The sequence below is a fragment of the Faecalibacterium sp. AF28-13AC genome, from assembly GCF_003478405.1.
Taxonomy (GTDB): Bacteria; Bacillota; Clostridia; order Oscillospirales; family Ruminococcaceae; genus Faecalibacterium; species Faecalibacterium prausnitzii_E.
Map to the genome: position 1 here is coordinate 452,168 of NZ_QUFG01000001.1, position 24,066 is coordinate 476,233.

The window sequence follows — 24,066 nt, forward strand, 5'->3', positions numbered from 1 at the left end:
ACCTCTATCCGGGGAAAATTCTGCCCTTTTGCCGGTCGGACCGGGCGGGGCAGCTTGTCGTATAACCAGCGAATCATCGGCCCAGTGGCCGGTCAGGAGGCGATCCTTATCGAACCAAGAAAGATCCACCAGAGCGGGGCGAAGAGAGAACCCCAGCCTTCCGTGGGACGTCAAGTCAATGTGAACAACAGCCGCCGGGACCCGGCTCCCAGCGGGAAGCCCCCCAAGGAGCCGAAGGAGAAGAGCAGGCACCCCCTGCTGCGGTTCCTGGGCCGCACCCTCGCGATGCTGATCTGTCTGGGCATCATGGCGGGCAGCCTGCTGATGGTGGGCATGGTCTATTACGCGGTGCAGGCCACGGCCAACGACGGCGACCTGCTGGATCTGGACAACATCGAGCTGAGCCAGTCCAGCACGGTGGTGGCCACCGACCCCGACACCGGGGCGCAGGTGGAGTACGCCACCCTGCGTTCCTCCAACAGCCACCGTGTCTGGGCAGACCTGGAGCAGATCCCCACCAACCTACAGTATGCGTTCATCTGCACCGAGGACAAAGATTTCTACAATGAGCCGGGCGTCAACTTCAAGCGCACCATTGGCGCCATGGTCAACGAGTATGTGCTGCCGATCTACAGCTCCAAGCAGGGCGCGTCTACGCTGGAACAGCAGCTCATCAAGAACCTGACCTCGGACAAGAGCGCCAGCGGCATCCAGGGTGCGCTGCGCAAGGTGCGCGAGATCTACCGCGCCCTCTGCCTGAGCCGCACCTACTCCAAGGAGACCATTCTGGAAGCCTACCTGAACACCATCAGCTTCACCGGCACGATCCAGGGCGTTCAGACGGCGGCAAACGAATACTTCAACAAGGATGTCAGCCAGCTCACCCTGTGGGAGTGCGCGGCCATTGCGTCCATCACCAAGAACCCCACCAATTACAACCCCTATACGAACCCCGAAAATCTGATCCACCGCCGCAATTTCATCCTGTATAATATGTGGCAGCAGGGTGTGATCTCGGAGGATGACTACCGGAATGCCGCCGCCCAGCCGCTGGTGCTGGCGGAGGATACCAGCAAGAAGAACACCTCCTCCGTGACCAGCTACTTCACCGATGCCCTGTTCAACGAGGTGGTCGGCGACATCATGGAGAAGGAGGGCGTGGACGAAGCCACGGCCCAGAACATGCTCTACACCGGCGGCTACACCATCGAAGCCACTGTCAACCCCAAGATGCAGACCGCCATGGAAAACCTCATGCTCAACACCGACGATGCCTATTTCCCGGCAGGCTGGCATGAGGAGGAAGTCACCTCCATCTCGGACGACGACGTGCAGGTGATGAACGAGGACGGCACCCCCAAGACCCGCACCGGCGACGACGGCACGGTCTACTATTACCGCAATGTCCGCACCCAGGCGGCCATGGTCACCCTGGACTATGACGGCAATGTGCTGGCCATGGTGGGCGGCCTGGGCAAGAAGACCAAGAGCCTCTCCCTGAACCGTGCTTACGGCGTCACCCGGCAGACCGGTTCGACCATCAAGCCCATCGGCGCCTACGCTCTGGGCATCGAGTACGGCCTTGTCAACTGGTCCACCATGCTGAACAACTCGCCCCTCTACCTCAAGCAGGATATGGTCATCCGCGATGAGGATTACTGCCGAAAGAACGGCCTGATGGGCCTGTCCGACACCCAGCTGAAGGCCTACCCCAACGCATGGCGCAGCTGGCCCCGCAACTATGGCGGCAACTACGGCGACAACTCCGACCTGCCGCTGTGGAACGGTCTGGCCCGCTCGCTGAACACCATCGCCATCCGTGTGGGCGACCTGGTGGGCGCAAGCAACATCTTCAACTTCGTCTATAATACCTTGCAGCTGGACACGCTGGACCCCTCCAGCGACGTCGGCCTTGCCCAGATGGTCATGGGCAGCCAGACCCACGGCGTCACGCCCACGGCGCTGGCCGCAGCCTTCCAGATCTTCTACGACGGCCAGTACACCACCCCGCATCTGTACACCCGTGTGCTGGACCGTGACGGCAACATCTATCTGGAAAACAACTCCACCAGCTATCAGGCCCTGACCCCGCAGACGGCCTATGTCATGAACCGCCTGCTGAAGAACGTCCTGTACTCCAACGTTGGTACGGCCAGCGGCCGCTACCCCAACTCCAACGGCATGGAGTCCTTCGGCAAGACCGGTACAGCCAGCGACGAAAAGGATCTGTGGTTCGTGGGCGGCACACCGTATTACGTCACCGCTGTGTGGTGGGGCTACGATGCGCCGTATGACATGACCAACACCCTGAGCAAGAATCAGGCCAAGACCCGCACCTGCGTCATGGCATGGAAGGCCTATATGGAAGAGGTCCAGAAGGACCTGCCCTATAAGCCGTTCCCGGCGGCAGACGGCGTGGTGGAGCGCGCCTACTGCACCCAGAGCGGCCTGCTGGCAGGCCCCAGCTGCCCCAGCCGCGCTACTGGTTATTACCGTGCGGACGACCTGCCCGATACCTGCAATTACTCCCACTCTTCGGGCGTGACGCAGGCGGCCCAGCCCGCAGCCGACCAGACCACCATCCCGGCGGACACTTCCGGTCTCGACACCGACTGAGCGCAAAACTCATACTTTTTCCCATGGGATGGGTGCCATTCCGGCAAGGCAATGCGCCACTTCACGCATCAAAACTGGACAATCTGACAAAAACACATCCGGCCTCTTGCAATGCAGGGGGCCGGATGTTATTATATTCTCTGCAAGAACACTTGTGTTTGTGAGGTGAACAAGTTGGAACGCCGCTTTTATCTGGTGGATGCACAGGTCCTTCCGGAGGTCTTCCTGAAGGTCGTCAAGGCCAAGGAGCTTCTGGCCAGCGGGGAGGCGCGCAGCATTTCGGCTGCGACCCGCAGCGTAGACCTGTCGCGCAGTGCTTTCTATAAATACAAAGACTGCATTTTTGACTCCGAGAACGGCCGTGAGGTCATCACTGTGATGGCAACCCTGCGGGACGAGACCGGTGCGCTGCAAAGTCTGCTGGCCGGCATCAGTGCCGCAGGCGCCAGCATCGTGACCATCAACCAGTCCACGCCGGAAAATGGCGCTGCGCTGGTGGCTGTCACCATCCGCACTGACACGATGCAGATGACCCCGGAAGAACTGACCGAAAAGCTCTCCCGGCAGCGGATGGTCGTCGGTGTGCACTGTGGATACAATCTGTAAACAACTAAGAGACAGGAACGAGGGGTTACCATGGCAAAGATCGCGATCTTAGGTTTTGGCACGGTTGGCAGCGGTGTGTACGAAGTGCTGTGCCGCAATGCAGCGGGCGTTTCCCGCCGGGCAGGGGAACCCGTTGAGGTGAAGTACATCCTCGACCCCAAGGATTTCTCCGGCCACCCGGCCGCGGATCTCTTCATTAAGAACTTTGACACCATTCTGGAAGACCCGGAGATCAAGGTGGTGGTCGAGACCATCGGCGGCACCCGGTTCGCATACCCGTATGTGAAAGCCTGCCTGGAGAGCGGCCGCAGCGTCTGCACCTCCAACAAGGAGATGGTGGCCACCTACGGTGCCGAGCTGCTGGGTCTGGCCAAGGCGCACGATTGCGCGTTCCTGTTCGAGGCCTCGGTCGGCGGCGGCACCCCCATCATCACCCCGATGCACCAGTGCCTCGCGGCCAACGTCATCACCGAGGTGGAGGGCATCGTCAACGGCACCACCAACTTCATGCTGACCAAGATGATCCACGAGAACCTGGGCTTTGACGAGGCGCTGAAGATCGCACAGGAGCTTGGCTATGCCGAGACCAAAGACCCCGGCGACGATGTGGACGGCCGCGATGCCTGCCGCAAGATCGCCATCCTGTCCTCGCTGGTCTGCGGCCACCAGATCTACCCCCAGAACATCCCCACCCGCGGCATCCGCGAGATCACCATCGCCGATGTGGCGGCGGCGGAGAAACTGGGCTGCGTCATCAAGCTCATCGCCTGGATGAAGCAGGGCGGCGACGGCAGCGTGGCCGCAGGCGTGGAGCCCTGCTTGGTGCCCCGGTCGAACCAGCTGGCCGGTGTGGACGACGTCTTCAATGCCGTTCTGGTCAAGGGCGATATGCTGGGCGACGTCATCTTCTACGGCAAGGGCGCGGGCAAGCTGCCCACCGCCAGCGCCGTGGTGGCCGATGTGGTGGATGCCATCAAGGAAGGCTCCAAGGTCCACGACAGCCTGTTCTGGCAGCCTGCCGAGCCGGTGGAGGGGATGCTCACCGACCCCGCGCCCGCCGCATATTATGTGCGTGTGGCAGGCATTGCACCGGCTGTGGTGGAGGCCATCTACGGCACCGGAAAGGTCGTGGAGGAGCGGTTCGACGGCTGCTCGTACTTCGTCGAAAAGGCCGACGCCAGAGCGCTGGCCGAAGCAGCCCGGAAGGTGGAGGCCGTGGGCGGCAGCGTGAAGCTGCTGCTCAAGCGTCTGCCGGAGGAAGCATAAAAGGGAAGGTGCAGCCATCATGAAGATCAAAGTCTCTGTCCCGGCCACCAGCGCCAACGTCGGCTCCGGCTTCGATGCCCTGGGCCTGGCGGTGACCCTGTACAATACCGTGACCTTTGAAGAGAGCGAGAAACTGGACATCTCGGCAGCGGACGGGACCCGCATCCCCCGCAACGAGTCCAATCTGGTCTACCGCTCGGCCAAAGGCCTGTTCGACAAAGTGGGAAAGAAGATCCCGCCGCTCCGGATCGTGCAGACCAACCCCATCCCCATGGCACGCGGTCTGGGTTCCTCGTCGGCCTGCATCATTGCGGGCCTGCTGGGTGCCAACCGGATGCTGGGCGATATCCTGAACACCCAGGAGCTGCTGACCCTGGCCACCAGCATCGAGGGCCACCCGGACAATGTGGCACCGGCCCTGCTCGGCGGCCTGACCAGCAGCGTCTATGAGGACGGTGTGGTCTACTCCGTCAAACGGGATGTGGACCAGAGCCTCTGCTTCGCGGCCATCGTGCCGGACTACAAGCTCCTGACCGAGGCCGCCCGTGCAGCCCTGCCGAAGCAGGTCTCCCACAAGGATGCGGTCTACAACCTGTCGCGCGCAGCGCTGGTGCCTGCGGCCTTCTGTGAGGGCCGCCACGAGCTGCTGGCCATTGCGACGGAGGATAAGCTGCACCAGCCCTACCGGATGCCGCTGATGCCCGGCTCGAAGGAAGTCTTCGCGCTGGCAAAGCAGTGCGGGGCAAAGGCCGTGTATGTGTCCGGTGCCGGTTCCACCGTGATGGCGGTGGCCGAGCGCACCGACGCAGAGGAATTTTACAAGGGCCTGGAGGCAGGCCTCGAACAGCTGGAAGGGCTGGACGGATGTGAAGCATTTACGCTGCTGCGCCTGGATGCAGATAATGCCGGCGCAACCGTGGAATGATATTAGGCGTACGCCCTGCGCAGAAAAGCAGGGCAGAAGAAGAGGAGAGTGACAAACTATGGCGTTGATCGTACAGAAGTTCGGCGGTTCTTCCGTGAAGGACCGGGACCGTATTTTCAACGTGGCCCGCATCGTGGCCAATACCCACAACGCAGGCAATGACGTGGTGGTCGTGGTGTCCGCCCAGGGCGATACCACCGACGACCTGATCGCAAAAGCAGCGGAGATCACCCACAACCCCTCCGCACGTGAGATGGATATGCTGCTGGCAGCGGGTGAGGAGATCAGCATCTCGCTGCTGGCCATGGCCCTGAACGAGCTGGGCTGCCACGCCACCAGCCTGACCGGCTGGCAGGCAGGCTTCCGCACCGACCGTGCCTACACCAAGGCCCGCATCACCCGGCTGGAGACCGAACGCATCTCCTCCGAGCTGGAGCGCAACCGCGTGGTCGTCGTGGCAGGCTTCCAGGGCCTGAACAAGCTGGATGACATCACCACCCTGGGCCGCGGCGGTTCCGACACCAGCGCCGTTGCCATCGCGGCGGCGCTTCATGCAGACCGCTGCCAGATCTTCACCGACGTGGAGGGCGTTTACACCGCCGATCCGCGCAAGGTGCGCAACACCCGCAGGCTGAAGGAGATCACCTTCGACGAGATGCTGGAGCTGGCCTCCCTCGGCGCACAGGTGCTCAACAACCGCAGTGTGGAGCTGGCCAAAAAGTATAACGTGGAGCTGGAAGTGCTTTCCAGCCTGAACCCGATTCCGGGTACGGTCGTCAAGGAGGTTACAAAAATGGAAGGTATGCTGATCAAGGGCGTCGCAAAGGACACCGACGTTGCTGTTATTACGATTCTGAATGTTCCCGATGAGCCGGGCACGAGCTTCAAGATCTTCGGCCTGCTGGCCCAGAAGAACATCAACGTGGATATCATCCTGCAGTCCACCGGCCGCGACGGCAAGAAGGATATCTCCTTCACCTGTTCCGAGGGCGAGGCAGACACCGCACTGCGTGTGCTGAAGGAAAGCGGCAAGTTCCAGGACGTCACCTGTGACGAGACCTGCGCCAAGGTCTCCATCGTGGGCGCTGGTATGCAGAGCCACAGCGGCGTTGCTTCCAAGATGTTCGAGGCACTGTCGAACAACAACATCAACATCAAGATGATCTCCACCAGCGAGATCAAGATCTCCTGCATCATCGACCGCAACGACGCCGACAAGGCCGTCAGCGCCATCCACGATATGCTGTTCGACTAAGAAGCACCGGAAGCGCGGGGCCGCGGTGTAAGGGCTCCGGCTCCAGGGCGTCCGCAGGGAAAGGCGGGAAAATCTCCGGTCTGATAGAGAGAGGCGAAGGAAAATGTTGGAATCCATCAAATGCAGCACGGGCGGCGCGTACTATGTGCGCGGCGCATGGGTCAACGCAGATGCAGACGCCCCGGCGGCACTGGCTGCGCAGGGCTTTGATGCCGCCGCTGTGGCGGATGCCCCCAAGGGCACCATGGCCTACGGCATCCTGACGGCACACAACACCAGCGGCGATGACCAGAACCTGAAGATCAAGTTCGACGCCATGGCCAGCCATGACATCACCTTTGTGGGCATCATCCAGACGGCCCGCGCATCGGGCCTGGAAAAGTTCCCCATCCCGTATGTGCTTACCAACTGCCACAACAGCCTGTGCGCCGTAGGCGGCACCATCAACGAGGACGACCACCGGTTCGGCCTGTCCGCAGCCAAAAAGTACGGCGGCATCTTCGTGCCGCCCCATCTGGCGGTCATCCACCAGTACATGCGCGAGCGGTTCGCGGGCTGCGGCAAGATGATCCTGGGTTCGGACTCCCACACCCGCTATGGTGCGCTGGGCACTATGGCCATCGGTGAGGGCGGCGGTGAGCTGGCAAAGCAGCTGCTGGGCCGCACTTACGATGTGGCCCGCCCCGGCGTGGTCGCCATCTATCTGACGGGTGCGCTGCCTGCGGGCTGCGGCCCCCACGATGTGGCCATTGCACTGGTGGGCGAGCTGTTCAAGAGCGGCTACGTCAAGAACAAGGTGATGGAATTTGTCGGCCCCGGCATTGCTTCGCTGCGGCAGGATACCCGCAACGCCATCGACGCCATGACCACCGAGACCACCTGCCTGTCCTCCATCTGGGAGACCGATGAAAAGACCCGGAACTTCCTCGCAGCCCACGGCCGAGCAGGGGACTACAAGCCCCTCAAGCCCGCAGACCTTGCGTACTATGACGGTGTGGTGCAGGTGGACCTGTCGAAGATCCGCCCGATGATCGCACTGCCCATGCACCCGTCCAATGCGTTCACCATCGAGGAACTGAACGCCAACCTGCACGACATCCTGCATGACTGCGAGGAAAATGTCCAGAAGCTCGTGGGCCGCAGGGACGTGAAGCTGGACCTGTGCAGCAAGATCGAGAACGGGAAACTGCGGGTGGATCAGGGCGTCATCGCGGGCTGCGCAGGCGGCCTGTTCGACAGCATCTATGAGGCGGCTTCCATCCTCAAGGGCCACACCGGCGGCTGCGGCGACTATGCGCTCAGCGTTTACCCCGGCAGCCAGCCCATCATGATGGAGCTGACCCGCACCGGCGTCCTGACCGACCTGATGGCCAGTGGCGCCACCATCCGCACCGCGTTCTGCGGCCCCTGCTTCGGTGCCGGTGACGTGCCCGCCAACGGGGCACTGTCCATCCGCCATACCACCCGCAACTTCCCCAGCCGCGAGGGCTCCAAGCCCGGCAGCGGGCAGCTGGCCGGGGTGGCGCTGATGGATGCCCGCAGCATCGCGGCCACTACGGTCAACGGCGGCATCCTGACACCGGCCACTGAGATCGACTACGACCCTACCGTGCCGGAGTACCACTACGACCCGTCCAGCTACGAGACCAGAGTCTATCAGGGCTTCGGCCACGGCGATTACGACGCACTGCTCAAGTTCGGTCCCAACATCAAGGACTGGCCGGAGATCGCCCCGCTGGGCGAGAACCTGCTGCTCAAGGTGGCCTCCTACATCACCGACCCGGTGACCACCACCGATGAGCTCATCCCCTCCGGCGAGACGTCGTCCTACCGCTCCAACCCGCTGGGTCTGGCAGAGTTCACCCTCAGCCGCAAGGACCCCGCCTATGTGGGCCGCGCCAAGGCTGTGCAGGCCGAAGAAGCCGCCCGCCGCGCCGGGCAGGGGGATGCGGCCCTGCTGGAACAGATCCGCGCCGTGCCCGGCTGTGAGCAGCTGACCTGGGAGGATGTGCAGCTCTCGTCTACCATCTTCGCCGTCAAGCCCGGCGACGGTTCGGCCCGTGAGCAGGCAGCGTCCTGCCAGCGTGTGCTGGGGGCCGGGGCGAACATCGCGGTGGAATATGCCACCAAGCGCTACCGCTCCAACCTCATCAACTGGGGCATGCTGCCCTTCCAGCTGGCCGGGGCCACCCCGTTTGGGCTGGGAGACTATATCCTCATCCCCAACATCCGCGAAGCCCTCAAGGGCGACTTGCAGAACATCCCCGCCTATGTGCTGGGCGGGGCCGTCAAGCCGTTCACCCTGTATATGGCTCCGCTGACTGCGGACGAACGCCAGATCCTGGCCGACGGCTGCCTCATCAATTTCTATAAGCACTAAGCATTGATACGATGCCGAAAAAGCATTCGCCCTTTTGGGACGGGTGCTTTTTGGGCTTTCATGGGAGGAAACACAATGCCCGGCGATCTTCACAATCATTCCACCTGTTCGGACGGCTCCGTCCCCATCCACCGCCTGCCCCAGATGGCAGCGCGGGTGGGGCTGGACACCATGGCCATCTCCGACCACGATACGCTCCTGAGCGTCCGGTACTGTTACGAACACCCCACTCAGGACGGCGTCCGGCTCATCCCGGCCACCGAGTTGACCGGTTACGACTACGAGCGGCACCACCGGGTGCACCTGCTGACCTTCTGGCCCGACCCGGAAAGCCCGGAACTTATCCGCCACTGCGACATCATGCGTCAGCGCCGGAACGAGTGCTGCCTGCAAAGTGCGCGGGAGATCGAGCAGATCTACCCGCAGTTCCGCACCGAGCAGGCGCTGGAATATGCAAAGGACAGCGGGGTGCTGTTCAAGAGCGGCATCATGCAGGCGCTGTGTGAGCTGGGTCTGGCCGAGGGCATCTACGGCGAGGAGTACCACCGGCTGTTCGGCTGGGAGCCGCGCGGCATCGTGCTGCACTCGCCGGAGTATCCGCCGGTGCAGGAGGTGCTGGCCACAGCCAAAGCGGCGGGAGCCGTCGTGGTGTTTGCCCACCCGACCGTCTACAAGAGCATGCCGCTGCTGCGGGAGCTGGTCAAAGAGGGGATGGTGGACGGCATCGAGGTGGACCACCCCCGCAACAGCCCGGAAGACCGCGCCGAGTGCATCGCCCTGTGTGCGCAGTACGGCCTGATCCGCACCGGCGGCACGGATTTTCACGGCTCGAACCACAAGCACCCCCACCCGGTCGGCACCTGCACGACCCCGGACGACCAGATCGCTCGGATCGAAGTGCTTGCGCAGAAGCGGAGAAAATAGTATAATAAAAAACACCCAAATGTAAAAAGAGAGGATGTTTCCGATATGAGCAAATCGTTTGAGTTCCCCAATGTGGGCACCTGCTCCAAGCTGACCAAGATCGTCCTGAACGATGACCACACCATCGAGTCCATCGAGGTCGTCGGTGGCTGCAACGGCAACCTGAAGGGCATCAGCCGCCTGCTGAAGGGCATGAAGGCAGAGGACGCCATTGAGCGGATGGAGGGCACTACCTGCGGCCCCCGCCCCACCAGCTGCCCCGACCAGATCGCAAAGAACCTGAAAAAGGCACTGGCAGAGCTGTAACCTGCCGTGTTCCAAAGGCCGAACTGCATGTTTTGTGCGGTTCGGCCTTTTTTGCTGATTTTTTCCGGCCCGATGGGGCTATACTTCTGCTGAGTCATATCAAACGACAGGGAGCAGGCAAATGAGCATTTGGGAAGCATTCGGCATGGGCAGATACAAGGGCTTTTCGCGGGAGGCGGGGCTGCTGCTGGACGAGGCAGTGGAGTTGGCGGGCGGCTTTGGCTGCAAAAAGGCAGATACCGGCCACCTTCTCCTCGCCATGCTCCAGACAGACCGGGGCGCGGCAGGGCGGTTCCTGGCCGGAAAGAACATCACCGAGCTGGCCGTCCGGCGGCAGCTGGCCGAGGACCGCCCCGGCCCGGTGCAGCATCTGGACCGCCGTGCGCTGGCACCGGACCTCCGCCGGGCCATGGATTATGCCCTCATCGGGGCGCAGAATGCCCACCAGCCCCGCGCTGAGCCGGAACACCTGCTCTGCGCCATGCTGGAGGATACCGACTGCGCCGCCGGGGTGCTGCTGGCGTCGATGGGCGTCCAGCTGACGGATGCCGTGCGGGAGTGCCGCCAGCTTTCGGGGCAGTTCATCCTGCCCAGCCAGCCCCGCGCCTCGGCCATGCCGCGCGGGAGCCGTGCCAGCGACAAATACTGCCGCGACCTGACCCGCCGCGCCGCCGATGGCGAGCTGGACCCGGTGTTCTGCCGGGAAAAGGAACTGGACCGGATGGTGGAGATCCTGTGCCGCCGCCAGAAGAACAACCCCTGTCTGGTGGGGGAGCCGGGCGTGGGCAAGACGGCACTGGCCGAAGGGTTGGCCCAGCGCATTGCAGCCCGCGAGGTGCCCCGGATGCTGCAGGGCCGCCGCCTGCTGGCGCTGGATATGGCCAGCCTTGTGGCGGGCACGAAATACCGCGGCGACTTTGAAGAGCGGTTCAAGAACCTGCTGGAAGAACTGGTGCGGGACGGCACGGCCATCCTGTTCGTGGACGAGTTCCACACCATTGTCGGGGCCGGTGCGGCGGAAGGTGCCATTGACGCGGCCAGCATCCTCAAACCGGTGCTGGCCCGTGGGGAACTGCAGCTCATCGGTGCGACCACGAATCAGGAGTTCCGCACCCACATCCAGAAGGATGCCGCGCTGGAACGCCGCTTTGGCCGGGTGCAGATCGAAGAGCCTGCGCCGGAGCAGGCAGTGGCCATCCTCGAAGGGCTGGCCCCCCGCTACGAGCGCTACCACAATGTGCGTCTGCCGCTGGAGACCCTGCAGGAGGCCGTGGAGCTTTCGGTGCGGTATCTGCCGGGGCGGTGCCTGCCCGATAAGGCTATCGATCTGGTGGATGAGGCCTGTGCCGCCGCCCGCATCCGCGCCGAGCGGGAGGGCATCCGGGACCCGGAACTGACGCGGGAGGAGATCGCCCGTGTGGTGGCGCAGGCCAGCGGCGTCCCCGCCGAGCGGGTGGGGGAGAAGGAGCGGGAGCGGCTCGACCGTCTGGAAGAGCGTCTCAACGCGGAGATCGTCGGCCAGCAGAAAGCGGTGGCGGCGGTGGCCGGTGCCATCCGGCGCAGCCGCACCGGGCTGGGGGAGCCGGGGCGGCCCATCGGGGCGCTGCTCTTTCTGGGACCCACCGGCGTGGGAAAGACGGCTCTTGCCAAAGCGCTGGCCCGCAGCTGGTTCGGCAGTGAGAAAGCCCTGCTCAAGTTCGATATGTCGGAATATCAGGAGCAGCACACCACGGCCCGGCTGCTGGGTGCGCCGCCGGGCTATCTCGGCCACGATGAGGGCGGGCAGCTGACCGAGGCCGTCCGCCGCCGTCCTTACAGCGTCGTGCTGTTTGACGAGATCGAAAAGGCGCACCCGGACATCCAGAACATCCTGCTGCAAATTCTGGAGGACGGCCAGCTCACCGATGCCATGGGCCGCAAGGCGGATTTCCGCAACACCATCGTGCTGCTGACGTCCAATCTGGGCGCGCGCTTTCTGGCGGGGCAGAACGCGCCGCTGGGCTTTGCGGCGGGCAGCGAGGCCGTGTTCGAAAAGCAGTCGGCACAGGCCATTGAAGAGGCGAAAAAGTGGTTCCGGCCGGAGCTGGTCGGGCGGCTGGATGAGCTGATCGTCTTCCGCCCGCTGGCCGAGGACAGCCTGTGTGCCATCGCCGAAAAGCTGCTGGGCCAGCTGGAAGAGCGGGCGGCCCACAGCGGCTATCAGCTGAGCCATACGTCCCGCGTGGGCCCGGTGCTGGCGGCGCGGGCGCGTTCGCCCTATGGGGCGCGCGAACTGCGGCGGCAGGTGGACCGCGCCGTCGAACAGGCCCTGGCCGACCAGATCGCCGCCGGTGCCGCCCACACCGGTCAGCACTGGACGGCCGACTGCACAGCCGATGGGCAGGTGACGCTGCTCCAAACGGAAACAGCAGCCGTGGGGCAGACCACCGGCTGACGACCCGCTGCTCTGCCGAAAGACCCCTTGAAACTCCTGCGATTTCTGTTATCATAGAGGTAATCGAAATTATAGGAGGACGCCATGCGCACCTTATTTTTACTGAATCCCGCTGCGGGCAAACAGGACTGTACGGCCCAGCTCATTCCGCAGATCGAAGCCGCTGCCCGGCGGGCGGGCCTTGCCCCGGAAGAGGTCACGATCCACGTCACCGAATACGCTGGGCACGCGCGGAAACTGGCCCGCGCAGCGGCACAGCAGGCCGCAGCGGAGGGCGTGCCCCTCCGCATCTATACCGCCGGAGGCGACGGCACCTTTATGGAGGCTATGACCGGGGTGCAGGGCATCCCCGGCGCAGCGGTCGGATGCCTGCCCTACGGCAGCGGCAACGATTTTCTGCGCACTTACGGCACAAAGGAAGAGTTTGCGGACTTGGACGCACAGCTGGCAGGCGGGGAAGTGACCATCGACCTGCTCCAGACGAACCTGGGTCTGTCCGCCACCATCTGCGCGGCGGGCCTGGACGCCCAGGTGGCCTATGGCATCCCGAAATTCCGGCGCATCCCGCTGTGCGGCGGAGAGGCGGCATATCTGCTCTCCATCGTGGAGCAGCTGTGCGGCCGCATCGGCCGGACGCTGACCTTCACCATCGACGAAGAAACCCTGACCGTGGACTGCCTGATGTGCGCCATCTGCAACGGCAAGGCGTATGGCGGCGGCTTCCTGGCCGGGCCAGAGGCGGTGCCCGACGACGGCTGGCTGGATGTCTTCATCGTCCGCAAAGTCGGGCGGCTGACCATTGCCAAGCTGCTGAGCATGTACAAAAACGGACGCCACTTCGTGAACGGCCAGCTGACTGAGGCGGCAAAACCGTATTTCATCTACCGCCGCGCAAAGCGTGTGTCGCTCCGCCCGTCAGATGGGCGCGGGCCCATCGTGGCCACGGCGGACGGCGAGTGCGCCCCCTGCGGCGAAGTGACGGCAGTGCTTCAGCCGCTGGCAGGCCGCATCCTGCTGCCGAAGCCTGCCTATGAGCGGTTCTGTGCAGCGCGCAGCACACCGGCCGATGTGACAGAATGACTGCAAAGATCCCTGTGCGGGAGTCCATTCCGCACAGGGATTTTTACGTGGTGCGGAGGGATTTTGGAATCGTCATAAATATTTAACAAAAAAAGTTCTGAAACCTCTTGATTTTTGCGGGCAAGATGAGTACAATACACTTAGCACTCAGAGAAAAGGAGTGCTAAACAACCGGAAGCCGGTAAACCAGAGCCTCCGGGCACAACGATGTTTTCATTTTATTTTTATAATAGGAGGGCAAGAACTATGAAGATCATTCCTCTTGCAGACCGTGTTGTTATCAAGACTGTTGAGGTCGAGGAGACCACCAAGGGCGGCCTCATCCTGACCGGCAGCGCAAAAGAAAAGCCCCAGGTGTGCGAGGTCATCGCAGTCGGCCCCGGCGGCGTCGTGGACGGCAAGGAAGTCAAGATGACCGTGAAGGTCGGCGACAAGGTCCTCACCAGCAAGTATTCCGGCACCGAAGTGAAGGTGGATGGCGAGGAGTGCACCATCGTCCGTCAGGGCGATATCCTGGCCGTTGTGGAAGACTGAGTTTCCCCCTCTACTGTAAGAAATTGAGCTTTTGAAGGAGCGATTGGATTATGGCTAAACAGATCAAGCAGGGCGAGGACGCCCGCAAGGCACTGTGCGCTGGCATTGACACGCTGGCAAATACGGTTAAGATCACCCTGGGCCCCAAGGGCCGCAACGTGGTGCTGAGCAAGAAGTTCGGCGCCCCCGTCATCACCAACGACGGTGTGACCATCGCCAAGGAGATCGAGCTGAAGGACGAGTTTGAGAACATGGGCGCGCAGCTGGTGCGTGAGGTCGCAACCAAGACCAACGACGCAGCAGGCGACGGCACCACCACCGCAACCGTTCTGGCACAGGCAATGGTCACCGAGGGTATGAAGAACGTCACCGCCGGTGCAAACCCGATGGACATCCGCCGCGGTATGAGCAAGGCAGTCAACACCGCCGTTGAGACCATCAAGGCCCACAGCCAGAAGGTCAAGGATGCCAACGACATCGCACGTGTCGGCACCATTTCTGCAGGTGACCCGGAGATCGGCCGCCTGATCGCAGAGGCCATGGAAAAGGTCACTTCCGACGGCGTCATCACCATCGAGGAGAACAAGACCACCGCTGAGACCTACAACGAGATCGTCGAAGGCATGCAGTTCGACCGCGGCTATCTGACCCCGTATATGGTCACCGATACCGACAAGATGGTCGCCGACCTGGACAACGCCGCCATCCTCATCACCGATAAAAAGATCAGCGTCATTCAGGATCTGGTCCCCCTGCTGGAGCAGGTCATGCAGAACGGCATGAAGCTGCTGATCGTGGCTGAGGACATCGAGGGCGAGGCTCTGTCTACCCTGATCGTCAACCGCCTGCGCGGCACCCTGAACGTCTGCGCCGTCAAGGCCCCCGGCTTCGGCGACCGCCGCAAGGAGATGCTGCAGGATATCGCGACCCTGACCGGCGGCACCGTTGTGTCCGCTGATCTGGGCTATGAGCTGAAGGACGCAACCGTCCAGATGCTGGGCCATGCCCGCCAGGTCAAGGTCACCAAGGAGAACACCACCATCGTTGGCGGTGCAGGCGATAAGGACGCCATCGCAGCCCGTATCGCACAGATCCGCAACCAGATCGAGGCTGCGACCAGCGACTTTGACCGCGAGAAGCTGCAGGAGCGTCTGGCAAAGCTGGCCGGCGGCGTGGCCGTCATCAAGGTCGGCGCTGCGACCGAGGTCGAGATGAAGGACAAGAAGCTCCGCATTGAGGACGCTCTGAACGCGACCAAGGCAGCCGTTCAGGAAGGCGTCGTTGCCGGCGGCGGCACCGCTCCCATCAACGCCATCCCCGCTGTCCGTGCGCTGTGCGAGACGCTGGAAAGCGACGAGCGCACCGGCGCAAAGATCGTCCTGAAGGCTCTGGAAGCACCTCTGCGCCAGATTGCAAAGAACGCCGGTCTGGAAGGCAGCGTCATCATCGACAAGATCATCTCTGCCAACAAGCCCAACTACGGCTTTGATGCACAGAACGAGGTCTTCGTGGACGACATGATCGCTGCTGGCATCGTCGACCCGACCAAGGTCACCCGCTCCGCTCTGGAGAACGCAGCATCCGTCGCCGAGATGGTGCTGACCACCGAGAGCCTGGTCGCTGACCTGCCCGAACCCCCGGCTGCTCCCGCAGCTGCCGGCGGCGACATGGGCGGTATGGGCGGCATGTACTAATAACTGCCTAAAAACCGCATGAATCCTTGATTTTTGGAGCGCGCAAAAGCGGATTTACGCCAAACTTACGCCACTTACGCCAAAAATCAAAGCGCACTATAGGGTAACAAAATCGGCACTCGCTGAAAAGCGGGTGCCGATTTTTGTATCCGGAAGAATTAAAAAATGATGAACCCGCTGGTGGATTCTGCGAGCGGCAGACTGTCAGCAGCTTTATTGTTGACGAAAATCAAAGGTAGGGATACAATAATAAAAAAGAATGTAAAACTGGAAGGGAGCGTGCCGCCATGGAAAATCAGAGGGACTTCTGCACAGAATGCCGCAGAAAAAGGAGCTACACCCTGAAGAAAATCAAAATCAACCAGACCATCCGGGAAAAGGAGTATACCTTTGAGCTCACGGCTGCTTTCTGCAACAAATGCGGCGGCGAGATGGGTGTTCCCGGCCTGATGGACTACAACGTAAAGGAGATTGACGAGCAGTATCGTAAAGCGGAGGAGATCATCACGGTGGAGGACATCGAACGCCTGATGAAGCTCTACAATATCGGCAAAGCTCCTCTGTCGTTGGCATTGGGTTTTGGGGAAGTGACGATTTCCCGCTATCTTGCAGGACAGGTGCCCTCCAAAGAGTACTCGGATATCATGCTGCACGCATTGGCATCGGCTTCCTATATGAAGGAATTGCTGAACCAAAACCGTGAGAAGATCGGAGAGACCGCCTACAAAAAGGCCTATACGGCTGCAACGCAACTGGAAAATCTCTATGTGGCTGTCCCGGTGGAGCTGCTGGCAGTGATCGCCTATATCTTCTCGGCGTTGCATGAGGTGACACCGCTGACCCTGCAAAAGTTGCTGTATTATATTCAGGGCAACTATGCGGCGATTTATGACAAACCGCTGTTTGATGCCCTCTGTGAAGCGTGGGTGCATGGCCCGGTGTATCGCAATGTCTATAATCTGTTCCGGGATTTTAAGTACAACCCCATTGACGATGACCGCTTTGTGCCGCTGAAGGAGAGCGCTCTGCCGCTTACCCCGGAGGCCAAAGAGGTGGTAGACCGGGTGCTGGATACCTTTGGTATGTACAGCGGAAAGGTTCTGGAAAGCATCACCCATAAAGAAGTCCCTTGGCTGGATGCCCGGAAGGGATTTCTGCCGGACGAAACTTCTCATGCGGAGATTTCGCTGGATGCGATGAAGGCGTACTTCAAAAAGGTGGATGAGAAGTATAATATTCGGACGGAGGATGGGCTAAGAAAGTATATCGGAGCGCTGTTATAAAATTATGAGGTGCGATATGTTGTATCCACAGGGGCACAAAGGGCACATTTTGCTCAAATTTATTTCGCAACCAAACGATGGCGATAAGCTAAAATATTTGCACGATTTTTTGAATGGGAATCTTTATATGAATACTCTTTCTTATTTTTGGAATGAGTATATGCCCAAAAACGGCGAAGACCCTATAGAACTTGCGAGCAATCAGACAATAAGACCCCAAAAGATTCCGAATCAACTTCCAAAAGGTCAGGGTGATATTCTAGAAGGAACGGTAGGAATGATTCCGACTGAAAATACGAGATTCGCTAAGGCGTTCAAAAATCATCTTCTGACAGATTGCATATGCAGAGCGAATGGATTTGAATATTGTAATACGCTATGTTTTTATAGGCTTGATTATCAATCTTTTTTTGCGGCAAAGGGCAAGGTTATAAGCTTCGATACATCCTCAGCTATGAATGCTTTTGGCCAATATGTTGTTGTTGTGAAGAATGAGCAGGAACTGATTCGAAGGATTTCGAAAAAAGCGGAGCGAGAAAAATTCAAGTTTGTCTGTGGGAATGTTAATTACAAACAGATAAAGAATGGAGATGTTTTGAAGAAAACGCCTCATATAATTGTAAGATGTGGAGAAGAAATTGATCTTGACAAAATAAAAAGCAATATTGTTAGCCGACGGGATTGTTTTGATAAAGAAGATATTTATAAGTATCAAAATGAATGGAGAGTCGCTTTATACCGTGGAGAAAAAAGCATCGAGGCGTACACGCTTAAAGTAGGAAACCTCAGGGATATATGTGACTGGGTTCATGTGCAGGAATTAGAAAAGTACCTTGAACGCACATTCAAATCAAAAGTAGAACCCGGAACCGTTGGATATTATGGAAATGCACAGAGAAATGAACTAAGAGACTTGTTTTATAGTCTTGGTAATAACAAAGCAAGTGTATTTGGAGTTATAGGATGAAGACGGTTTAATAGCAACAACAGCCGCCCAGCATGACTATAGCGGTCAACTGCTGGGCGGCTGTTGTTGTACTTATAGCTATACTTACGCCAAATGGAGTTTCTCTTTCAGCGCATCCTGAAGAACGCCGGAAAAGTTGATGTGTGCCGATTCGGCGGCATCGTTGAGCCAGCCGGGAATGGAAAGAGTTTTCTTTACGGGTCTGTATCGCTTTTCGTACTCTTCCATATCGAAAGGCACCATCACCACAAAATCTTCCGGGTCAACATGGAGTGCAGAAGGGATAGAAGGCTCCGGGCAGACTTTGCAATCTTCCAGCATAAGGCCGATGGCATCCTGTGCCATGCGGACGGCTTCGTCCATGGTATCGCCTTGGGTGAAGCAGCCCTCAATATCGGGAATCTCAACAGAGTACCCGGTTTCTTCCGGGTGAAAAATTGCGGGATAGAAAATAGCGTTCATAATGTGACCTCACCTTTTATAATTCAACAAACAATCAATGTACCTTCATTTAACAGGCCTACATTATTGGTTGGAAATTGTAGAATAGTCTATGCAGTGCTTCGCAGTTTCAGAATATGAAGTCTACAATCATCATATTTTTACTTTTTGAGTCCGGCTAATTTGAGAATGTTTTTCTCGGTGCCGGGCTTCAGATCCTTTGCGTGAAATGGAACGACAGTGGTTTGGTTGGTAGTTGGGTTATGGTACTTGTAGTGTGACCCATTTGCACTGACTAAAACAAAGCCGTTCTGCTCCAGCAAGCGAATCATTTGCTTGGGAGTCATCGGCATGGTGAGTGCCCCTCCTTTCCTTCAGGATTACATCTTCATTGTATACGTACTTTACGTATTTGTCAAGAGGCGAAATAAGCCGCCCAGCGACCTTACGGTCTCGCTGGGCGGCTTATTTTTTGCGTTTCCAGAGCAAATATTCTTCGTAGCGGTGCATCTCGTTCTGCTCTTCTTCGGTCAGGCGCTGGCGCTGCTTGCGGGCTTCGTCCGAGGGGTCGATGTCGGTCAGACCCAGTAGGTAGTCGGCAGATGTGCCGTAGAGCTTGCAGATGGCAAGCAGCACATTGCTGAAGGGGTAGCTCTTTCCCTGTTCCCACGCACGGATAGACCAAACGGAAATACCGAGTTTGTCCGCAAGAGTCTGCTGTGTGTCATCATTTATAGCAATCCCACGAATTAGTGCAAATAATCACAAAATTTGAACCAACCTGAGCAGTCAGAAAGAGAAACGCTCTGAGTTGAAAAGTCGTAAATGACCGCATCAACACCCCCTGTCTGGCCCACACTGTTTCAAAAGGCCAAAGGGGGCGTTTTCATGTCCGGACGGCGGGTGCTGGCGCTGTATGCGCTGCTGGTGGGGTGTTTTGCGGCGGTGGTCTGCCGGTTGTACTGGCTGTGCTCCCACGCGGACTATGCAGCCCGCGCGGCGGCGCAGAGCGTGGTGACGCTGGCACTCCCGGCGCGGCGGGGCAATTTCTACGACTGCGAGGGCCATCTTCTGACGGGCTTTGGCACAAAGTGGATGGCGCTCTGTGTGCCCGGCGGGGGAAACTATACCCGGCTCTTTTCCTGTACCGATGCGGCTGGGCAGGCGCTGCTGTACCAGAAACGAAACGCAGTCTCTCCGTTCCTGCTCACGGTGAACCGCGATGTTTCGCCGCTGGGCATTTCCTGCTGGCCGGTGGCCGTGCGCTATGCGGCCGCGCCGCTGGCTGTGCAGCTCATCGGGTATGTGGACGGCGACGGCAGGGGAGCCGCCGGGCTGGAAGCCGCGTTTGATGCGGCGCTTTCCGGCACCGGGGAGGGCGACACTCTGACCTGCCTTGTCAATGCGCAGGGACGCCTGCGGAGCGAGCCGGAACAGACCCACGCCGACAGCGGGGCCGTGGGGGTCCAGCTGACTCTTTCCCGGCCGGTCCAGCGGGCGGCGGAAGCCGTTGCGGGCCGGATGATGACCACTGGCTGCATCGTGGTGCTGGATGCCGCAAACGCCGAAGTCCGCGCCTGCGTCAGTGTGCCGGGGTACGACCCGGCGGACCCGGCTGCCAGCCTGAATGCGGCGGACAGCCCGATGCTGAACCGGGCCTTCCAGAGCTACGCGGTGGGGTCGGTGTTCAAGCCGGTGCTGGCCGCAGCCGCGCTGGAAGCAGGGGAGACCGGTCTGGTCTACACCTGCCCCGGCTGGTGCGAGGTGGACGGGCAGGTGTTCCGCTGTGCGGGCGGCATCCCGCATGGGGAGGTAGACCTTGCCGCCGCACTGGAAAAAAGCTGCAACGGATACTTTATCCGGCTGGGGCAGGTGCTGGGGGCCGAGCGGGTCCGTGCGTTGGCTGAGCGGGTGGGCTTTGGGCAGGCTGCGGAACTGACGGACCGCTTCCGCACGGCGGCGGGCATCCTGCCAACGGCGGAAGCCCTGACCTCGTCCGGGGCCTATGCAAATTTCTGCTTCGGGCAGGGGGAGCTGCTGGCAACGCCGGTGCAGGTGGCCGGGATGCTGAACGCGCTGGTCACCGGCACCTGGCGGATGCCGCTCTTTTTGCGGAACACGCTGGACGAAGCGACCGGGGAGCCGCTGGAAACGCTGGCCCACCGGAGGGCGGAGCCGGTCGTCTCGGAACAGACGGCGCAAACCCTGCGCGGTCTGCTGGCGGGCGTGGTGGCAAACGGCACCGGCCGCGAGGCGGCCCTGCCGGAGACCACCGCCGCCGGGAAGACCGGGACGGCCCAGACCGGCCAGTTCCGGGCGGGTGAAGAGCTGAAAAACAGCTGGTTTGCGGGCGTTTTTCCGGCGGAACAGCCCCGGTATACCATCGTGGTCCTGCAGGACGCCCAGACAGAACCTGCCCATTCCAGCGCCGCAGTCTTTGCCGCTCTGGCCGAAATGCTGGAAAATTTGGCCCGATGAGGCAGAGTCCATCTTGCAATTTGCGCGGTTGTATGCTATCATATTCTTGTATTTGTATGCAGTCTCAATCAAATTTACAATAAAAGGAGCGTTCCATCCATGTCTGCTATTGAAATCGTCGGCGGCGCCATCCTGCTTGCTGCCTCGGTCGTTATCATCGTCCTTACCCTGATGCAGCACACCCACGGTCAGGGCCTGTCCGGTGCGATCAACGGCGGCGCATACGGCGCAAACAACGCACGGCTGACCCCTGCCGACCAGATGCTGGCCAAGGTGACCCGCATCGCCGGTGTCGTCTTCTTCGTGGTGGCCGTCCTGGCCTGTGTGTTCGCCAGCCGTCTGGCTTGAGGACCCGCGCACAGCCCCGTGTAAGGCGGGGCTGTTTTTCTGTCTGAAATTTCTCTGTCTGCGCTGCGGACAGCTCTTCTTCTGAGGGGAGCCTCTGACAGGCCGGGTGGGCCTGCATCGGATGAGAAAAGCCCGATGGGCAAACACTGCCGGGTGCGGATGCCTCCGGCAGAAGGTGGGAAACTCAGGATTCCGCTGGAGAATTTTGAGAATGTTGTTAAGGAGTAAAATTTATGTCATTACGCGATAAGATCGAGCATGCCATCCAGAACCAGCCCTGCACCGTCAAGGACCTGAAGGCCCGCTTCGGCGGCGACCGCGGGGCAGACCGCAAGGTGATGGAAGCGCTGGATGCTCTGGTGCATGAGGCCGTGGTCTGCCAGCGTTCGGGCGTGTTCTTCACCGTGCGCTCCGGCCGCGCCGAGAAGGCCCTGCTGTGCAAAGTGGTCAAACTGGGCAAGAACTTTGCCTTTGTCATGCTGGAAGATGAGACCAGCGATATCTTCATCCCCGGCCGCTTCACCCGCGGCGCGATGCCCGGCGACGAGGTCCTCGTCGAGAAGTTCGAGCATCCCCGTGTGGAGGGCAGCGACGAGGGCGCCATCCTTGCGGTGCTTACCGAAAAGAACGACCTGGTGGGCACGGCCCGCCGGATCGAGGGCCGTCTGAAGTTCGTGCCGGACGACTGCCCGGCCATCTCCATGCAGCTGATGCGGGACTGCGAAGGCGGCGCTAAAGACGGCGACAAGGTGGCGGTCGAGATCCTGATGCGCGGCAGCCGCCAGGAAGACCACCGCGTCGGCGTGGCCATGCGGTTCGGCAGCTCGGATGAAGCCAAGCGCTGCGCCAAGGCGTTGCTCTACGCCCGCGATATCCACACCCGCTTCCCGGACAAAGTCCGCGAGGAAGCCAAGAAGTTTGAGGGCATGACCGTTTCGGAAGAGGACTGCAAGGGTCGCATGGATCTGCGCGCTCTGCCCATCTTCACCATCGACAGCGCCGAGACCAAGGACATCGACGATGCCATCAGCCTGACCCGCACTCCGGAGGGCGGCTTTGAGCTGGGCGTCCACATTGCGGACGTCTCCAACTACGTCAAGCCCGGTTCTGAGCTGAACGAAGAGGCGTTCAACCGCGCCACTTCCGTATACTATGCCGACCAGGTCGTGCCCATGCTGCCCAAGAGTCTGTCCAACGGCATCTGCTCCCTGAACGAGAAGGAGCTGCGCCTGGCCTTCTCCTGCCTGATGCGGCTGGACAAGGACGGCAACCTGACCGATTACCGCTTCGTGAAGTCGGTCATCTGCAGCCGGGTCAAGGGCGTCTACGCAGAGATCAATGCCCTGCTGGCCGGAACGGCCGATGCCGAGATCCAGGCCAAGTACGCCGAGGTGGCCGACCAGCTGCCCGCCATGAAGGAACTGTACGCCCACCGTGCCCGCCTGCGCACCGAGCGCGGCTGCATCGACTTCGAGAGCGGGGAAGTGAAGCTCATCCTCGACGAGGACGGCCACTGCATCGACGTCAAGAAGCGCACCTCCGGCGAGAGCGAGGCCATGATCGAGGAGTTCATGCTGCTGGCCAACCAGTGCGCGGCCCACTTTGCCCGCGTCAAGCAGATCCCCTTCGTCTACCGTGTCCACGAGGAGCCCAACGGCGAAAAGCTGGAGCGCCTGCATGCACTGCTGCAGGCCTGCGGCATCAACGACCACTTTGCCAAGGAGGTGCCCACGCCCAAGGAGCTGAGCGCCATTCTGGAAGGGGTGCGCGGCACGGCATTTGAACAGATCGTCAATACCGGCATGCTCCGCTGCATGTCCAAGGCCTGCTACGAAGAAAAGCCCAAGGGCCACTATGGTCTGGTGCTGAAGGACTATGCCCACTTCACCAGCCCCATCCGCCGCTACCCGGATCTGGCCATCCACCGCATCATGACCGATCTGCTCAGCGGCACCGACAAGGAGACCATGGCCATCCGCTACACCGATTTTGCGATCCAGGCCTCTAAGCAGTCCAGCGAGCGCGAGGTCATCGCGGTGCAGATCGAGCGCAAGGCCGAGGACTGCTACAAGGCCGAGTATGCCCGCCGCCATCTGGGCGAGTGCTACGAGGGCATCATCTCCGGCGTGACCCAGCGCGGCCTGTTCATCGAACTGGAGAACGGCGTGGAGGGCTTCGTGCCCGCTTCCAGCCTGACCCCCACCGGCACCATGCTCACCGAGGGCATCCGCCTGTCCGACCCGGTCTCCGGCAAGAACTGGAACCTGGGCGACAGCATGATGATCACCATCGTCCGCGCCGATGTCAACCTCGGCAAGATCGATTTTGAGGTCGCCCCGGAGGCAAAACAGTAACCCGAACGGATTTCATCCGCTCCCGTCTTCTGTCACAGGAAGGCGGGAGCTTTTTTGCGCTTCACACTTTCGCCATATTTCCGACAAAGGTTGGGTTTTGCATAAAGTTTATACACTGGTCATCTTTTGTATGTTGTTCTGTCACAGGGGATGGGATATACTAAGCACAACGAAA

At 60.4% G+C, this 24,066-nt stretch carries 20 protein-coding genes; 17 read left to right on the forward strand and 3 right to left on the reverse strand.

Annotation, left to right across the window (positions count from 1 at the left end; translation table 11 throughout):
- The first annotated feature begins 54 nt into the window (after positions 1–54).
- The 14 genes from DWY95_RS02150 to DWY95_RS02215 all read left to right on the forward strand — a co-directional run bounded on the left by DWY95_RS02150 (position 55) and on the right by DWY95_RS02215 (position 18,270).
- Positions 55–2,616 carry a transglycosylase domain-containing protein gene (locus DWY95_RS02150; RefSeq protein WP_243082521.1) on the forward strand — a complete coding sequence of 854 codons (2,562 nt, stop codon included), beginning with the start codon at positions 55–57 and terminating at the stop codon, positions 2,614–2,616.
- 165 nt (positions 2,617–2,781) lie between these two features.
- Positions 2,782–3,222 carry an ACT domain-containing protein gene (locus tag DWY95_RS02155; RefSeq protein WP_055187772.1) on the forward strand — a complete coding sequence of 147 codons (441 nt, stop codon included), beginning with the start codon at positions 2,782–2,784 and terminating at the stop codon, positions 3,220–3,222.
- A gap of 30 nt (positions 3,223–3,252) precedes the next feature.
- Positions 3,253–4,488, forward strand: coding sequence for a homoserine dehydrogenase (locus DWY95_RS02160; RefSeq protein ID WP_118551932.1), 1,236 nt, complete (start codon positions 3,253–3,255; stop codon positions 4,486–4,488).
- 19 nt (positions 4,489–4,507) lie between these two features.
- Positions 4,508–5,413 carry a homoserine kinase gene (gene thrB / locus DWY95_RS02165; RefSeq protein ID WP_118551934.1) on the forward strand — a complete coding sequence of 302 codons (906 nt, stop codon included), beginning with the start codon at positions 4,508–4,510 and terminating at the stop codon, positions 5,411–5,413.
- Between the two features lie 58 nt (positions 5,414–5,471).
- Complete coding sequence (locus DWY95_RS02170; RefSeq protein ID WP_118551936.1) at positions 5,472–6,668, forward strand: aspartate kinase; 1,197 nt, start codon at positions 5,472–5,474, stop codon at positions 6,666–6,668.
- A gap of 103 nt (positions 6,669–6,771) precedes the next feature.
- Complete coding sequence (locus DWY95_RS02175) at positions 6,772–9,048, forward strand: hydratase (protein WP_118551938.1); 2,277 nt, start codon at positions 6,772–6,774, stop codon at positions 9,046–9,048.
- A gap of 75 nt (positions 9,049–9,123) precedes the next feature.
- Positions 9,124–9,972 (forward strand): PHP domain-containing protein, encoded by an 849-nt coding sequence (locus tag DWY95_RS02180; RefSeq protein WP_118551940.1) that lies wholly within the window; start codon positions 9,124–9,126, stop codon positions 9,970–9,972.
- A 45-nt stretch (positions 9,973–10,017) separates the two neighbouring features.
- Positions 10,018–10,278: a TIGR03905 family TSCPD domain-containing protein gene (locus DWY95_RS02185; RefSeq protein ID WP_097792504.1), complete on the forward strand. Its 261-nt coding sequence runs from the start codon at positions 10,018–10,020 to the stop codon at positions 10,276–10,278.
- Positions 10,279–10,399: 121 nt separating this feature from the next.
- Complete coding sequence (locus DWY95_RS02190) at positions 10,400–12,712, forward strand: ATP-dependent Clp protease ATP-binding subunit (protein WP_118551942.1); 2,313 nt, start codon at positions 10,400–10,402, stop codon at positions 12,710–12,712.
- A gap of 84 nt (positions 12,713–12,796) precedes the next feature.
- On the forward strand, positions 12,797–13,792 hold the full coding sequence (locus DWY95_RS02195) for a diacylglycerol kinase family protein (RefSeq protein ID WP_118551944.1): 996 nt from the start codon (positions 12,797–12,799) through the stop codon (positions 13,790–13,792).
- 246 nt (positions 13,793–14,038) lie between these two features.
- On the forward strand, positions 14,039–14,326 hold the full coding sequence (locus DWY95_RS02200; protein WP_055187788.1) for a co-chaperone GroES: 288 nt from the start codon (positions 14,039–14,041) through the stop codon (positions 14,324–14,326).
- A gap of 50 nt (positions 14,327–14,376) precedes the next feature.
- Positions 14,377–16,020 carry a chaperonin GroEL gene (groL, locus tag DWY95_RS02205; protein WP_118551946.1) on the forward strand — a complete coding sequence of 548 codons (1,644 nt, stop codon included), beginning with the start codon at positions 14,377–14,379 and terminating at the stop codon, positions 16,018–16,020.
- Positions 16,021–16,307: 287 nt separating this feature from the next.
- Positions 16,308–17,303, forward strand: coding sequence for a type II toxin-antitoxin system antitoxin SocA domain-containing protein (locus DWY95_RS02210; RefSeq protein WP_118551948.1), 996 nt, complete (start codon positions 16,308–16,310; stop codon positions 17,301–17,303).
- Between the two features lie 16 nt (positions 17,304–17,319).
- On the forward strand, positions 17,320–18,270 hold the full coding sequence (locus tag DWY95_RS02215; protein ID WP_118551950.1) for a hypothetical protein: 951 nt from the start codon (positions 17,320–17,322) through the stop codon (positions 18,268–18,270).
- 84 nt (positions 18,271–18,354) lie between these two features.
- On the opposite strand, the gene DWY95_RS02220 is transcribed toward DWY95_RS02215, so the two are convergent.
- The 3 genes from DWY95_RS02220 to DWY95_RS17505 form a co-directional block, all read right to left on the reverse strand.
- The gene (locus tag DWY95_RS02220) at positions 18,355–18,732 is read right to left on the reverse strand and encodes a type II toxin-antitoxin system HicB family antitoxin (RefSeq protein ID WP_118551952.1); all 378 of its coding nucleotides are present in this window, start codon (positions 18,730–18,732) and stop codon (positions 18,355–18,357) included.
- Between the two features lie 140 nt (positions 18,733–18,872).
- Entirely contained in the window at positions 18,873–19,064 is a 192-nt protein-coding gene (locus DWY95_RS02225; protein WP_118551954.1) for a type II toxin-antitoxin system HicA family toxin, read from the reverse strand.
- Positions 19,065–19,176: 112 nt separating this feature from the next.
- Positions 19,177–19,461: a helix-turn-helix transcriptional regulator gene (locus tag DWY95_RS17505; RefSeq protein WP_118551956.1), complete on the reverse strand. Its 285-nt coding sequence runs from the start codon at positions 19,459–19,461 to the stop codon at positions 19,177–19,179.
- 138 nt (positions 19,462–19,599) lie between these two features.
- Here DWY95_RS17505 and DWY95_RS02235 point away from each other — a divergent pair, with 138 nt between their 5' ends.
- The 3 genes from DWY95_RS02235 to rnr all read left to right on the forward strand — a co-directional run bounded on the left by DWY95_RS02235 (position 19,600) and on the right by rnr (position 23,891).
- Positions 19,600–21,189, forward strand: coding sequence for a penicillin-binding transpeptidase domain-containing protein (locus DWY95_RS02235; RefSeq protein ID WP_118551958.1), 1,590 nt, complete (start codon positions 19,600–19,602; stop codon positions 21,187–21,189).
- A 99-nt stretch (positions 21,190–21,288) separates the two neighbouring features.
- A complete protein-coding gene (gene secG, locus DWY95_RS02240) occupies positions 21,289–21,537 on the forward strand; it encodes a preprotein translocase subunit SecG (protein WP_097792492.1) in 249 nt (82 codons plus the stop codon).
- 233 nt (positions 21,538–21,770) lie between these two features.
- On the forward strand, positions 21,771–23,891 hold the full coding sequence (gene rnr, locus DWY95_RS02245; protein ID WP_118551960.1) for a ribonuclease R: 2,121 nt from the start codon (positions 21,771–21,773) through the stop codon (positions 23,889–23,891).
- The last annotated feature ends 175 nt before the right edge of the window (positions 23,892–24,066 follow it).

Coding starts and splice junctions, on each gene's coding strand:
- DWY95_RS02160 (WP_118551932.1), top strand. CDS start 3,253: ATGGCAAAGATCGCGATCTTAGGTTTTGGCACGGTTGGCAGCGGTGTG.
- thrB (WP_118551934.1), top strand. CDS start 4,508: ATGAAGATCAAAGTCTCTGTCCCGGCCACCAGCGCCAACGTCGGCTCC.
- DWY95_RS02170 (WP_118551936.1), top strand. CDS start 5,472: ATGGCGTTGATCGTACAGAAGTTCGGCGGTTCTTCCGTGAAGGACCGG.
- DWY95_RS02175 (WP_118551938.1), top strand. CDS start 6,772: ATGTTGGAATCCATCAAATGCAGCACGGGCGGCGCGTACTATGTGCGC.
- DWY95_RS02180 (WP_118551940.1), top strand. CDS start 9,124: ATGCCCGGCGATCTTCACAATCATTCCACCTGTTCGGACGGCTCCGTC.
- DWY95_RS02185 (WP_097792504.1), top strand. CDS start 10,018: ATGAGCAAATCGTTTGAGTTCCCCAATGTGGGCACCTGCTCCAAGCTG.
- DWY95_RS02190 (WP_118551942.1), top strand. CDS start 10,400: ATGAGCATTTGGGAAGCATTCGGCATGGGCAGATACAAGGGCTTTTCG.
- DWY95_RS02195 (WP_118551944.1), top strand. CDS start 12,797: ATGCGCACCTTATTTTTACTGAATCCCGCTGCGGGCAAACAGGACTGT.
- DWY95_RS02200 (WP_055187788.1), top strand. CDS start 14,039: ATGAAGATCATTCCTCTTGCAGACCGTGTTGTTATCAAGACTGTTGAG.
- groL (WP_118551946.1), top strand. CDS start 14,377: ATGGCTAAACAGATCAAGCAGGGCGAGGACGCCCGCAAGGCACTGTGC.
- DWY95_RS02210 (WP_118551948.1), top strand. CDS start 16,308: ATGGAAAATCAGAGGGACTTCTGCACAGAATGCCGCAGAAAAAGGAGC.
- DWY95_RS02215 (WP_118551950.1), top strand. CDS start 17,320: ATGTTGTATCCACAGGGGCACAAAGGGCACATTTTGCTCAAATTTATT.
- DWY95_RS02220 (WP_118551952.1), bottom strand. CDS start 18,732: ATGAACGCTATTTTCTATCCCGCAATTTTTCACCCGGAAGAAACCGGG.
- DWY95_RS02225 (WP_118551954.1), bottom strand. CDS start 19,064: ATGCCGATGACTCCCAAGCAAATGATTCGCTTGCTGGAGCAGAACGGC.
- DWY95_RS02235 (WP_118551958.1), top strand. CDS start 19,600: ATGTCCGGACGGCGGGTGCTGGCGCTGTATGCGCTGCTGGTGGGGTGT.
- secG (WP_097792492.1), top strand. CDS start 21,289: ATGTCTGCTATTGAAATCGTCGGCGGCGCCATCCTGCTTGCTGCCTCG.
- rnr (WP_118551960.1), top strand. CDS start 21,771: ATGTCATTACGCGATAAGATCGAGCATGCCATCCAGAACCAGCCCTGC.